Raw genomic sequence first — 13,501 nt, forward strand, 5'->3', positions numbered from 1 at the left:
CGCGTACAGCATCAGACCCGTCACCCTGAGATGCGAGCGCGAAGCGCGGCCACCTCAGGGTGACGGGACTAACGGTGTGCCGCAGTCTATCGAGACGGCACGGCATACTGGATTCCGGGTCTCGCTTGCTGCGCTCGCTCGCCCGGAATGACAACTAAGATGGCCGGCAATCCAAATGACGGTCGCCAGAGTGCAATAACGCCGTCATTCCGGGCGAGCGAAGCGAGACCCGGAATCCAGTAACCCCCGCCCTGGCGATCTGCTGTGACGTACTGGATTCCCCGCTTTCGCGGGGAATGACCCGGCAGCATAGTCCCCGCCTGCGCAAGTCGCTCTATAGCCGACTTGCGCACTATAGTGGCAGACATCGGTAAACCCGATGTCTGCGCGGGGACGACAAAAGGCTATTCCGCCGCGATCGCCGAAACGCCCGCATCCGCCGACGCAACGCCGATATCGCGCAAGTCATACGGCGTCGTCTGGTAGATCTGGTTGATCCAGTTGCCGAACAACAGATGCGCGTGGCTGCGCCAGTGGTTGAGCGGCTTCTGCTGCGCGTCGTCGTTCGGAAAGTAGTTCACCGGCAGCGCGATCGGCTTGTTCGCCGCGACATCGCGGAAATACTCGTCGGCCAGCGACTCCGTGTCGTATTCGATGTGGTTGAACATGTGCAGGTGGCGATGACGCGGATCGTCGAGCAGACACAGGCCCGCTTCGTCGGAGTCCATCAGCACGCGCAAACCTCGGCCCGCCGGAATGTCCGCGCGCCGCACTTCCGTCCAGCGTGACACCGGGATCGAGAAGTCGTCGGAGAAGCCGCGCAGATACGGCGAGGCCGGATAGAGATTGCTGTGCCGGTAGACGCCGAAGCGCTTCTGCGCCAGCGCGTATTTCGGCATGCCATGGAAGTGATGCACGGCCGCCTGCGCGGCCCAACAGATGTTGAAGGTGCCGTGCACATTGGTCTGGGTCCAATCGAAGATGCGGCGCAGCTCGTCCCAATAGCTCACCTCCTCGAACGGCATGGTCTCGACCGGCGCGCCGGTGATGATGAAGCCGTCGAACTTGTCGCCGCGCACATCTTCCCAGTCGCGATAGAATGAGATGATGTGGTCGGTCGGCGTGTGGCGCGACACGTGATTGGTGATCTTCACCAGCGTCAGTTCGACCTGCAGCGGCGAAGCGCCGAGCAGGCGCGCGAACTGCGTCTCGGTCTTGATCTTGTTCGGCATCAGATTGAGCAGCGCGATCCGCATCGGCCGGATGTCCTGGCGCACCGCCTCGGCCTCGGCCATCACCATGACGCCTTCCGTCTCCAATACGGAGCGGGCCGGCAGATTGTCTGGGATCTTGATCGGCATGGACACCCTCAGTCGTACACGTTCGGCGCGCCAAGCGCGGGATACGACCTGGATGTGACTGAGCCCGTTTGGTTGCCGGTTCGGCCACATCCTCCCCTCGGGGGAGCGCCACCTTGCTCGGGAAGCAGGTTGGCGTCGGGCGATGCCCAACTCTTGATGCAGGTCTTTACCTAAGCCGTTGTGCGCATCTTGGCAAGACGGTGACAGGAGGGCCTCGCCTGCCCGCCGCGCCCTGGACACCGTGCTTATGGCGGTGCTAGTCGCGCCAAAGCCCAAGGACGGCCCTGTTTTCCATGCCCACTCATCCCACGCCGCCGCGCGCCCCTTTGTTCCGCTGGCGCTCTCTGTTCCACTTGCGGCCGGCCGGCCGGCGATGGCCGGTGGCGATGCGGGCCGCGGTGTCCATGACCACTCCCGTCGTCATCGGCTGGCTCGCCGGCGACGTGGCCGCGGGTCTGCTGGGAACGATCGGCGCCTTCACCGCGCTCTACGCCACCGACCGGCCTTACGCGAACAGAGCGATCGTGCTGGCGGTGATCGCTCTCTCGTTCGCGGGCGCGATCACGCTCGGCCTGCTGACGCAGGAATTCCACATCCTCGCGCTCTCGGTCGTGCTCTTCGTCGCCGTCGCCGCCACGTTTCTCTGCAACGCCCTACGCACCGGGCCGCCGGGCGCTTACATGTTCGCGCTCGCCTGCGCCGCCGGCACGGCGGTGCCGACGGGGCATTTGAGCGTGTGGATGGTGGGCGTCTTCGTTCTCGCCGGCGGCGCCTTCTCCTGGTGCGTGCAGATGTCCGGCGCACTGCTTGCGCCGCATGGACCGGAGCGCATGACGGTGACGGCGGCGGCCGCCGCTGTTGCCCGGTTCGCCGCGGCGATCGGCAAGCCGAACGAAGACGAAGCGCGACACGTCGCGGCGCTCGCACTGCAAAACGCCTGGACGGCGTTGATCGGCCTGCAGCCGCTGCGTGCCGCGCGCGACCAAGAACTCGCGCGGCTGCGCAGCATCAACCGCCAACTGCATCTGTTGTTCGTCGACGGCATCAACGCCAGCCGTTCGGGCGGAGAGCTCGAGAGCATCGCGGCGCGCGCGAAGGCTCTCGGCACCGAAGTGACGTCACCGGGCAGCGTCCCGCCGCCCGAGCCAGAAGATACCGACGTATTCCCACGCGGCCATCTCGGTATCCGTGACTCACTGCGCGAAAGCCTGCGATGGGGATCGCCCGCGCTGCTCGCCGCCTTCCGCGTCGGCGTGGCGGCCGCCCTCGCCGGTCTCGTTGGCATCGCCTTCGGCCAGGAGCGTGCTTATTGGAGCATGGCCGCCGCCGCGCTGGTACTGCATCAGGGCCTCGACTGGACGCGAACGTTGCAGCGGGGCGTCGAACGCATGGTCGGCACCTTGATCGGTCTCGTGCTGGCCGGGCTCGTGCTGGCCGCGGGGCCGACCGGCCTCTGGCTCGCCGCCACTTTGGCGGTGCTGCAGTTCCTGATCGAGATGATCGTGGTGCGGAATTATGCGGTGGCGGTGATCTTCATCACGGCCGCTGCGCTGGTGATCGCAAGCGGCGGACAAGTTGAGAGCAACGTCGCGCATCTGCTGTGGGAGCGCGGCAGCGATACGATCGTCGGCTGCCTCATCGCCTTTGCGGTGCATCTCGTGACCGCACCGCGTGCGTTGGCGGTGCCTTTGCCGCTGCGGATCGTCGAGACGCTGGCGGCCATCGCCGCGGTGGTCGAGTTTCTCGCCAAGGGCGACGTCAAAAGTCCGGCGATGCGGCAGGCGCGCCGGACGTTGCAGATGCGCACGACCGCGGTCCTCGGCGCTTACGAGGCCGGCGTCGGCGCGACGGCGCGCGATCGCAAGTTCGCCGAGAGCATGTGGCCCACCGTGGTCGCGACGCAGCGGCTCGCCTATCACGTCCTCGCCACCTGCTGGTCGCTCGAAGAGGCCGGGCCGGCGCAGACGCAGGCGGTCGCGACCGCGCTCGCCGCGAATGACGGCGTGGCAAAGCTCAGGCAAGCGCTGGTGACGATATCGCGCGCCATGCGCGCCGGCGCCAAGCCGCGCTCGCTGCCGGCTGTGCCCGAACTGCTCGCGCCGGACCTCGAGCGCCTCTACCAGTCGCTCGTGGTCCGCGACGATCCGCGTCGCGAACCGTAGAGCGGACGCGCCGCTACTTCTTCGGCAGGTTCAGGCTGATGTGCAGTTCGCGCAGCTGCTTCACCGTCACTTCCGACGGCGCGCCCATCAGCAGGTCCTCGGCGCGCTGGTTCATCGGGAAGACGACCACTTCGCGCAGGTTCTCTTCGCCGGCGAGCAGCATGACGATGCGGTCGACACCCGGCGCGATGCCACCGTGCGGCGGCGCCCCGTAGGTGAGCGCGCGCAACATGCCGCCGAACTTCGCTTCCAGCACGTCCTCGCCGTAGCCGGCGATGGCGAAGGCCTTCTTCATCACCTCGGGGCGATGGTTCCGGATGGCGCCCGACGACAGCTCGATGCCGTTGCAGACGATGTCGTACTGGATCGCCTTGAGCGCGAGCAGCTTGTCGTGGTCGTTCGGATCGAGCGCGAGGAATTCCTCGACGCCGATGTTCGGCATCGAGAACGGGTTGTGCGAGAAGTCGATCTTCTTCTCTTCCTCGCTCCATTCGTACATGGGGAAGTCGACGATCCAGCAGAGCTCGAACTTCTCCTTGTCGATGAGGTTGAGCTCCTCACCGACGCGCGTGCGCGCCGCGCCGGCGAACTTGACGAACTTGCCCGGCTGACCGGCGACGAAGAACACCGCGTCGCCGACCTTCAAGCCGAGTTGGTCGGCGATCTGCTTGGTGCGCTCGGGACCGATGTTCTTGGCGAGCGGACCCGCGCCGCCCTCCTCGCCTTCGCGCCAGAAGATGTAGCCGAGGCCCGGCTGGCCTTCGCCCTGCGCCCACGAATTCATGCGGTCGCAGAAAGCGCGGTTGCCGCCGCCCGGCGCCGGGATCGCCCATACCGCGGCCTTGGCATCGTTGGCCAGGATGTTGGCGAAGATCTTGAAGCCGGAGCCGCGGAACGCGTCGCTCACGTCCTGCATGATGACCGGGTTACGCAGGTCGGGCTTGTCGGAGCCGTACTTGGACAACGCCTCGGCATACGGAATCAGCGGGAATCGCTGCGTGACCGGCCGGCCCTTGCCGAACTCCTCGAACACGCCGCGGATCACCGGCTCGACCGCGTCGAACACGTCCTGCTGCGTGACGAAGCTCATTTCCAAATCGAGCTGGTAGAACTCGCCGGGCGAACGATCGGCGCGCGCATCTTCGTCGCGGAAGCACGGCGCGATCTGGAAGTAGCGGTCGAAGCCCGCGATCATCAGCAGCTGCTTGAACTGCTGCGGCGCCTGCGGCAGCGCGTAGAACTTGCCCGGATGCAGACGCGACGGCACCAGGAAGTCGCGCGCGCCTTCCGGCGAGGACGCGGTCAGGATCGGCGTCTGGAATTCGAAGAAGCCGCCTTCCTTCATGCGCCGGCGCAAAGAGTCGATCACCTGCCCGCGCAGCATGATGTTCTGATGCAGGCGGTCGCGGCGCAGATCGAGGAAGCGATATTTCAGCCGGATGTCTTCCGGATATTCCTGATCGCCGAACACCGGCAGCGGCAGCTCGGCCGCCGGCCCAAGCACTTCGATCTCGTCGATATAGACTTCGACCTGACCGGTCGGCAGATCGTCGTTGTTGGTGCCCTCGGGGCGGCGGCGCACCTTGCCGTCGATGCGCACGACCCACTCGGCGCGCAATGTCTCGGCGAGCTTGAACGCCTTGGAGTCCGGGTCGGCGACGACCTGGGTGATGCCGTAGTGGTCGCGCAGGTCGATGAACAGCACGCCGCCATGGTCGCGAATGCGGTGGCACCAGCCGGAAAGGCGCACATTATTGCCGATATCGCCCTCACGAAGCGCGCCGCAGGTGTGTGAGCGATAACGATGCATGGTCAACTCTTTAGGCCGGTTGCGACGACGAGTCAGGGTGGGGTGGAGGCGCGCGAAAAGCGCATGGGGGGTGGCCTTTGTCAAGGCGAGGCCGCATGGCTCCCGGGGTCGACAGACTCAGGCTTTAGCGGGCAGATTGGGTCCTCACGCAACCAACGCCGATATGTCCAAAACACCCAAAAAGAAGCCCCAACCGGCCACCACCGAGCTTTCGACCGCCCAGGCGGCCGTCGAAACCATGCTCGGCCATGGCATTTCGACGGTTTACGCCCTGCCCGGGGTGCACAACGACCACCTGTTCGACGCCTTTCACGGCGTCGCCGACCGGCTTTCGGTGGTCCATACCCGCCATGAGCAGGGGGCGGCCTATATGGCGCTGGGAGCGGCGCTGGCGACGGGAAAACCACAGGCCTACGCCGTGGTCCCCGGCCCCGGCCTCCTGAACTCCGGGGCCGCCCTGCTGACGGCCTATGGCATGAATGCCCCGGTGCTGGGGCTCATCGGCCAGATCCCGGCGGACGCTATCGGCAAGGCCGAGGGCCATCTGCACGAGATCCGCGACCAGGCCGGCCTGATCAAGCGGCTGGTCGACCACTACGCCCACATCGCCTCCCCGGCCGAGGCCGCGTCCAAGACCGCCAAGGCGATCCAGTCCATGGCCAAAGGCCGGCCCGGCCCGGCCGTCCTCGAATGCGCCATCGACGTCTGGGGCAAGCGCGGCAAAGTCGCGCCAGCGCCGGTGCCCGCCGCCCCCCGGCCGCCCAAGGCGGACGATGCCAAGATCCGCGCCGCCGCCAAGGTGCTCGGCGGCGCCAAGCGGGTCCTCATCGTCGTCGGCGGCGGCGCCCAGGACGCCTCGGCCGAAGTCACCCAGCTCGTCGATCTGCTCCAGGCGCCCGTGCTCGCCTACCGGCGCGGCCGCGGCGTCATCGACGGCCGCAGCCCCTTCAGCGTGACGCTGCCGCTCGGCCGCGAGCTGTGGGCCGAGGCCGATGCGGTGCTCGCGGTCGGCACGCGCCTGCTCACCCCGATCCGCCAGTGGGGCATCGACAAGCAATTGCAGATCGTGCAGGTCGACATGGACCCGCAGGAGCCCGGCCGGCTGCACAAGCCGAAGGTCGCGCTCATCGGCGATGCGGCGGTGACGTTGCAGCAGCTGATCGCCGAGCTCGACAAGCACAACACCAAGCGCGCCTCGCGCCTGCCCGAGATGCAGGAGCGGCAGGCCAAGATGCGCACGCGGCTCGACAAGCTCGCACCGCAGATTGCCTTCCTCGAGGCGATCCGCGCGGAATTGCCGGAGGACGGCATCTGGGTCGACGAGGTGACGCAGATCGGTTTTGCCGCGCGCCTCGCTTATCCGGTCTATAAGCCGCGCACGTTCCTCTCGCCCGGCTTTCAGGACAATCTCGGCTGGGGCTTTGCCACCGCGCTCGGCGCGCAGCATGCGCGGCTCGATGTGCCGGTGATCTCGATCGATGGCGACGGCGGCTTCATGTACACCGCCAACGAACTCGCCACCGCCGTGCGGCACAAGATCCCACTCACGGCCGTCGTCTTCGCCGATGGCTATTTCGGCAATGTGCGCCGCATCCAGGAGGAGAGTTACGGCAATCGCTTGATCGCCGTCGATCTCGCCAATCCCGATTTCGTCAAGTTCGCGGAGAGCTTCGGCGCCGCCGGGCGCCGCGCGCGCTCGCCGGACGAGTTGCGCCTGGCGCTCCGCGAATCCTTTGCCCGGAGAGAACCGACCTTGATTGAAGTTCCAGTTGGCGCCTTCCCATCCCCGTGGGAATTCATCCACATGCCGAAGGTGCGCGGCCGATGAAGCGGGCTGTCGCCACCGACCTGGATGGAGCTAAGCTCTCGGCCCCGATGGACGCGATCACCACATCCGACGATCTCGCGGCCGTGTGCGCGCGCATGGCACAGCATCCGTTCGTCACCGTCGACACCGAATTCCTGCGCGAGACCACCTACTACCCCCTGCTCTGCGTGGCGCAGATGGCGACCACCGACGAGGCCGTGGTCATCGACGCCCTGGCGCCCGGTATCGACCTCAAGCCGTTCTTCGATCTGCTCACCAACGAAAACGTGGTGAAGGTCTTCCACGCGGCGCGGCAGGACATCGAAATCGTCTGGAACATGGCGGGCAAAATCCCGCACCCGATCTTCGACACGCAAGTCGCGGCCATGGTGCTCGGCTATGGCGAGTCCATCGCCTACGATCAACTCGTTCAGCGCATCACCGGCGATCAGCTCGACAAGTCGAACCGCTTCACCGATTGGACGCGGCGTCCGCTCACCGACGCACAGATGGTCTACGCCGTCTCGGACGTGACGCACCTGCGCGACGTCTACGTGAAACTGTCCGGCGATCTGGAAAAGCGCGGGCGCACCAGCTGGGTCGAGGCCGAGATGGACATCCTCACCTCGCCCGAGACCTATCGGGCCGATCCCGAACGGGCGTGGGAGCGGCTCAAGAGCCGCGTGCGCAAGCCGAAGGATCTCGCCGTGCTGATGGAAGTCGCCGCCTGGCGCGAGCGCGAGGCGCAGACGCGCGACGTGCCGCGTTCGCGCGTGCTCAAGGATGAAGTGATCGGCGACATCGCCGTCCAGCATCCGACCACGATCGAGAAGCTCGGCCATCTGCGCTCGATGCCCAAGGGCTTCGAACGCTCGCGCTGGGGCACCGACATCGTCGAAGCCGTCAAGCGCGGTCTCGAGCGCGATCCCAAGACCTTGCCGCGGCTCGAGCGCTTCAAGCCGGCGCCGAACGGGGCCGCCACCGTCGAGCTCCTGAAGGTGCTGCTGCGCATGACCGCGGAGAAGCACGGCGTCGCCGCCAAGGTGATCGCCACGGTCGACGAACTCGACCGCATCGCCGCCGACGACGAGGCCGACGTGCCTTCCCTCAAAGGCTGGCGGCGCGAATTATTCGGCGAGAAGGCATTGGCGCTGAAGCACGGCAAACTGGCGCTCGCCGTGGAGAAAGGCCGCGTCATCGGCGTCGAGCGCGAGTAGTTCAGCTCCTGATTAAGCTGTCAGTATCCGCTCATTCCCGCGCAAGCGGGAATCCAGCGCTGGGTCCCCGCTTGCGCGGGGACGAGCGGAGCGTAGCAGACGCCCTCACCCCACGCGCTGGGTCGTCCGCTTCTCAATCTCGAGTAGGCGCGACAGGCCGGTCGTTTCGTGCGCCAGCTTCATCTCGGCGACCGCCCCGCCCTTGCCGAGCAGCGGATCGACCTCACCGCGCGCGAGCGCCGCGTAGGACTGCCGCACCGCCTTGTACATCGCGGCAAAGGCCGTGCCCGACGACGCGGCGAGACGATAGCCGAGCTTGGTCAGTTCGGCCGGCGTGATGCCGAACGAGGCGAAGCCATCCTGCGGCGCGAACATCATTAGCGGCGCCGGCAGCCGCTCGGCGATCTTCCGCAGTTCCTCCGGATCGCGCGAATGGATGAACAGCATGTCGGCGCCGGCCCGGTGATACATCTCGCCGCGCCGCAGCGCCTCGTCGAGCCCGTGCAGACGCCGCGCATTGGTTCGGCCGATGATGATCAGGTTCGGATCGGTGCGCGCGGCGACCGCTTCCTTGATCTTGTCGACCATCGACTCCGCCGGAATAAGGTTTTCCTCGCCGATGTGGTGCTGCACGCGCCGCGGCAGATATTGATCTTCAATCTCGATCGCCGCGAAGCCGGCGACTTCCGACAGGGCGATGGTGCGGTGCATGTGCACGGGCTCGCCCCAGCCGCCGCCGGCATCGAGCACGATCGGAATCTTGGTGGCGCCGCGGATGTCGATCGCGACGTCGACCATGTCGTTGATGCTGAGATTGGCCTCGGTCACGCATTTGAGCCAGCCGAGCGAGCCACCGCTGAGATAGACCGCCTTGAAACCCGCGTCTTCGGCGAGGCGCGCCATCACCGGATTGAGCGCGACGGGCGCGACGACAAGCTCTCCACCTTGGATGAGCGACTTGAGTGTCTGCATGGATTGTCTCTTGCTATTCCTGTTGCGACGAGGCGCGAAGGATCATTCGCCGCTGCCGAGCTTCATGCCCGTCGCGGCGCTGATTTGTTGCAGCTTCTCGATGTCGTCCTTCATGTGCTTGAGGAACGCGTCGGGACCTGCGCCGATGACCGGCTTGATGCCGTGCGCGGCAAGCTGCTTGCGCACGTCGTCGCTCTTAAGCGCGGTCTGCAGCGCTTCACCGAGCTTGGCGACGCGATCGGCCGGCGTGCCTTTCGGCGCGACGAAGCCCGACCAGATGCTCAGGTCGATGCGCTTGACGCCGGCTTCCTCCAGCGTCGGCACGTCGGGCAAATCCACGTCGCGTTGCGGCGACGTGGTCGCCAGCGCGATCAGTTTGCCGTCCTTGACGAAAGGCAACGCCGTCGAGATCGGCGCGAACATGATCTGCACGCGGCCGGCCAGCAGGTCGGTGGTCGCCTGCGAGCTGCCCTTATAAGGCACATGCGTGAGCTTGATCTTCTCTTCATAGGCCAGCACTTCGCCGGCGAGATGCGAGACCGCCGACACGCCCGACGAGCCGTACATGATCTCACCCGGCTTGGCCTTGGCCGCCGCAATCAAATCCTTCACCGATTTGATGCCGGTCGACGGGTGCGCGACCAGAACGCTCGGCGAGGTGATGGCGACGCCCACCGGCGCGAAAGCCGTGAGCACGTCGAACGGCGGCTTCGGCGTCGAGATCGCGTTCACGGCGTTGGCGTTGCCGGCCTGGAACAGCGTGTAGCCGTCCGGCGGCGATTTCGCGACGATGTCGCCGGCGATCGAGGTGCTGGCGCCGGGGCGGTTGTCGATGACGACCTGCTGCCCGAGCGAGCTCGACATCGCATTCGCGATCACGCGCGCGGCGACGTCGCTGGCGCCGCCGGCCGCGAAGCCGACGACGATGCGCACCGGATGATCCGGGAAGGTCTCGGCCTGCGCTGTGCCGGCAAGCACCGACGCCACCGCGATGGCGCCGGTCAGTTTGGCGATCCTCTTGAGCATTGTTCTTCTCCCTATTTCTTTTTCTTTGCTTCTTCTTGGTGGCGGAGCGTTGTCAGCCCTTATCGGGAAACAAGTTGGCGATGATCTCGCCCGCCATGTTGAAAGCCGCGAGGCCCCGGAAGAGCGCCGCTAACCCTGCCGCCGCATGCAACTCCTCGCGTGTCGCACCGACCTTGACCGCCGCGCGCGCATGGTTGGCGGCCGCTTCGGAAGTCTGCGCCAGCAGGATGGCGAAGCAGATCAGCTGCACGGTTTTCTGGTCGAGCGCGTCGGGCGTGAGCGCGGCCTGGCGCCAGTCTTCGAGCGCGGCCAGCAGTTCGGGATCGACGCTCATGCTGAGCTTGAGACGTTTGGCGATCTTGGGGGGCGTCACCCCGATCATGTCCTGATAACGCTGTTCAAATTCCGCAAGCGTGCGCTGGCGCTCTGTCATGTCGTGCTCGTTGTTGGATGAAGATGTCGGGCGGCCGGCCACGTGGCCCGTCCGGAAGCGAGGTGGTGTTCGCTATTGATCAGGCGCCTTCGGCCTGTCTCCCTAAAAACCGATTTTTATATTTTCATCGATTTTCTTCTGGCAGACTTGGATGGGCCGGTCAAACAGCCGCTCCGAATAGCCGGCAGTGCCGCCACGCATGGCGCGTCAGCGCCGACGTGGGTGTGTCCATCGTATTGAGACAGAGAATGGGGCGAACGCCGGCGCTGCACGGCGTGAAGCAAGCGCACTCAGGCGTGTCGGCTGGTACGGCAGACGATGTCCCGGAGGGCGCGGAGTGCGCCGCTCCAGCCAGCGAAGCTCGCGGCGGCGTCAGGCGACGGCGAGACTGAGCGCCGGCTCCTCGTACTCGGCAAAGCCGAGCCCTGCCCCCAGCCGGTGGCGCGCCGACCACAGCGCCCGCCAGGCAACGCGGGCGTCACGCGCGGTACGGATGAGATCGGGGATCTGCCCCGGCTCGCGCATCACCGAGCCGAGCACGGCGAGAATGTCGGTCGTGCCATCCTCCCGCAGACCGACGGCAGAGGCCGGCGGCAGCGTCCGGTGCGCCGCGTCGATGATGATTCGGCAGGCGACGAAAGGCACGCGGCGCGCGGCGGCGACCTGCGCCGCGACGTGCGATTCCATGTCGACGGCCAGCGCGCCGCTCGACGCATGGATCTCCTGCTTTTGTACAGGATGAGACAGCATGATATCCGAGCCGAAGACCTCGCCGTGCAGCGCGTCCGGGATCGCCGCCATCAGGCGCCGCGACCATGCCGCGTCGGTGGCGATGACGCGATCCGCCGTGCGCACACCTGACGCCACGACGCACGTACCCGCGCGCAGGCCCGGTTTCAGGCCTCCGGCAATACCAAAGCTGATCACCCCCGTGGCGCCATTGGCGATCGCCGCCTCGAGCGCCGGACCGAGCTGTGACGATGGTTTTCTAAGTACGGTTACCCCCGCACTGCGCGCGATGCGTGCCTCGAGCGCAATACATGTAACCGCAACAACGCCCCCGAATTCCGACATTTATGCAGCCCTATACAGCACAGCCCAATCAACTCCAAGCCGCCCGGCGCGTCAATGCGACCGCCCTGCCGAGGGCGCCGCCCCCCTGTCGGCGTGGCAAAGAGCGCACACTTTCCCGGAGCCGATGAGAAGAAAAACCAAGGCGAACCGGTCGCACCCCCCGAACATGACTTTCGCGACCGGCGGCGCTATATCACCGGCGCCGCGGCACCATTATGGTGAGCGACTCCTACGGAACTTCTAATGACCCCCGAGAATCTTGCCCTTTTGCTCGCCGAACGAGATGCCGACCGGTACTCGCTTCATGCGCGTTATCTCAATGAGCAAATGGTCCGGGTGCTGCAAACGATCGGTTTCGATCGGGAATATCGGCGCGGTCAGGGCCAATATCTCTACGACCGCGCGGACGACCGCTATCTCGATCTGCTCAGCGGATTCGGCGTTTTTGCGCTGGGGCGCAACCACCCGACCGTCCGCGACACCCTGAAGGCGGTCCTCGACAGCGACCTGCCGAACCTCGTCCAATTGGACGTCTCGACGCTCGCCGGCATCCTCGCCGAGCGCCTGCTCAAATACACGCCGTATCTCGACAAGGTGTTCTTCGCCAATTCGGGCGCTGAGTCGGTCGAGGCCGCGCTGAAGTTCGCGCGCGGCGCGACCGGCCGCGACGGCCTCGTCTATTGCGGCCACGCCTTCCACGGTCTGTCCTACGGCGCCCTGTCGGTGAACGGCGACGGCATCTTCCGCAACGGCTTCGGCTCGCTCCTGCCCGGCTGCACCGAAGTGCCGTTCAACGATCTCGCCGCCTTGGAGCAGGCGCTGGCCTCGCGCACCCAGGCGGCCTTCATCGTCGAGCCGATCCAGGGCAAGGGCGTGGTCGTCCCCGACGACAATTATCTCCGCGACGCGCTCGCGCTCTGCCGCAAATACGGCACCATATTCATTGCCGACGAGATCCAGACCGGCCTCGGCCGCACCGGACGCTTCCTCGCCTGCGAGCACTGGGGCGTCGAGCCCGACATGGTGCTGCTGTCGAAGTCGCTCTCCGGCGGCCATGTCCCGGTCGGCGCGGTGCTCACGCGCAAGGCGATCTTCGACAAGGTGTTCGACCGCATGGACCGCGCCGTCGTGCACGGCTCGACTTTCTCGAAGAACGATCTCGCGATGGCGGCCGGCCTCGCGACCCTGAACGTGATCGAGAACGAGAAGCTGGTCGAGAACGCGGCGCGCATGGGCACCCGCCTCATCAAAGCGTTCGAAGGCATGGCCGAGCGCTACGAGCTGGTGAAGGAAGTGCGCGGCAAGGGCCTCATGATCGGCCTCGAATTCGGCGCGCCACGCTCGCTCAAGCTCAAGGCGTCGTGGAATCTGCTGGAGACCGCGAACAGCGGCCTGTTCTGCCAACTCATCGTCATTCCGCTGTTGAAGGAGCACCACATCCTCACGCAGGTGGCGGGTCACGCCAGCCACACGATCAAGCTGTTGCCGCCGCTGATCATCAACGACGAAGACTGCGCGTGGATCGAGCGCTCGTTCGACGCCGTGATCGCCGACGCGCATCGCGTGCCGGGCGCCGTCTGGTCGTTGGGCAAGACGCTGGTCGAAAACGCCATGCGCGCGCGGGCCGCGCGGGCCTGAG

At 66.2% G+C, this 13,501-nt stretch carries 10 protein-coding genes and 1 riboswitch; of the genes, 4 read left to right on the forward strand and 6 right to left on the reverse strand.

Going from position 1 to position 13,501, the window contains the following annotated elements; translation table 11 throughout:
- Positions 1-404 precede the first annotated feature (404 nt).
- Positions 405-1,361, reverse strand: a complete 957-nt coding sequence (gene metA / locus DW352_RS08105) for a homoserine O-acetyltransferase MetA (protein ID WP_115690168.1) — start codon at positions 1,359-1,361, stop codon at positions 405-407.
- Positions 1,362-1,419: 58 nt separating this feature from the next.
- A riboswitch (SAM-I-IV-variant riboswitch) is annotated at positions 1,420-1,526 on the reverse strand.
- 239 nt (positions 1,527-1,765) lie between these two features.
- Between metA and DW352_RS08110 the strand changes: the two genes are divergently transcribed.
- On the forward strand, positions 1,766-3,523 hold the full coding sequence (locus tag DW352_RS08110) for an FUSC family protein (protein ID WP_162826849.1): 1,758 nt from the start codon (positions 1,766-1,768) through the stop codon (positions 3,521-3,523).
- A 13-nt stretch (positions 3,524-3,536) separates the two neighbouring features.
- On the opposite strand, the gene aspS is transcribed toward DW352_RS08110, so the two are convergent.
- Positions 3,537-5,333 carry an aspartate--tRNA ligase gene (gene aspS / locus DW352_RS08115; protein ID WP_115690172.1) on the reverse strand — a complete coding sequence of 599 codons (1,797 nt, stop codon included), beginning with the start codon at positions 5,331-5,333 and terminating at the stop codon, positions 3,537-3,539.
- Between the two features lie 163 nt (positions 5,334-5,496).
- Here aspS and DW352_RS08120 point away from each other — a divergent pair, with 163 nt between their 5' ends.
- The gene (locus DW352_RS08120; protein WP_115690174.1) at positions 5,497-7,161 is read left to right on the forward strand and encodes a thiamine pyrophosphate-dependent enzyme; all 1,665 of its coding nucleotides are present in this window, start codon (positions 5,497-5,499) and stop codon (positions 7,159-7,161) included.
- Between the two features lie 47 nt (positions 7,162-7,208).
- Positions 7,209-8,357 carry a ribonuclease D gene (rnd, locus tag DW352_RS08125; RefSeq protein WP_115694301.1) on the forward strand — a complete coding sequence of 383 codons (1,149 nt, stop codon included), beginning with the start codon at positions 7,209-7,211 and terminating at the stop codon, positions 8,355-8,357.
- A 105-nt stretch (positions 8,358-8,462) separates the two neighbouring features.
- On the opposite strand, the gene DW352_RS08130 is transcribed toward rnd, so the two are convergent.
- From DW352_RS08130 to DW352_RS08145, 4 genes are all read right to left on the reverse strand, one after another.
- Positions 8,463-9,329, reverse strand: a complete 867-nt coding sequence (locus DW352_RS08130; RefSeq protein WP_115690176.1) for an isocitrate lyase/PEP mutase family protein — start codon at positions 9,327-9,329, stop codon at positions 8,463-8,465.
- A gap of 42 nt (positions 9,330-9,371) precedes the next feature.
- Positions 9,372-10,355: a Bug family tripartite tricarboxylate transporter substrate binding protein gene (locus DW352_RS08135; RefSeq protein ID WP_115690178.1), complete on the reverse strand. Its 984-nt coding sequence runs from the start codon at positions 10,353-10,355 to the stop codon at positions 9,372-9,374.
- A 52-nt stretch (positions 10,356-10,407) separates the two neighbouring features.
- A complete protein-coding gene (locus tag DW352_RS08140) occupies positions 10,408-10,830 on the reverse strand; it encodes a carboxymuconolactone decarboxylase family protein (protein ID WP_162826850.1) in 423 nt (140 codons plus the stop codon).
- A 330-nt stretch (positions 10,831-11,160) separates the two neighbouring features.
- Positions 11,161-11,862, reverse strand: coding sequence for a phosphorylase family protein (locus DW352_RS08145; protein WP_115690182.1), 702 nt, complete (start codon positions 11,860-11,862; stop codon positions 11,161-11,163).
- A 243-nt stretch (positions 11,863-12,105) separates the two neighbouring features.
- Between DW352_RS08145 and DW352_RS08150 the strand changes: the two genes are divergently transcribed.
- Complete coding sequence (locus DW352_RS08150; protein ID WP_115690184.1) at positions 12,106-13,500, forward strand: aspartate aminotransferase family protein; 1,395 nt, start codon at positions 12,106-12,108, stop codon at positions 13,498-13,500.
- Position 13,501: the final 1 nt, after the last annotated feature.

Source organism: Pseudolabrys taiwanensis, assembly GCF_003367395.1.
In the GTDB taxonomy this organism is placed as follows: domain Bacteria; phylum Pseudomonadota; class Alphaproteobacteria; order Rhizobiales; family Xanthobacteraceae; genus Pseudolabrys; species Pseudolabrys taiwanensis.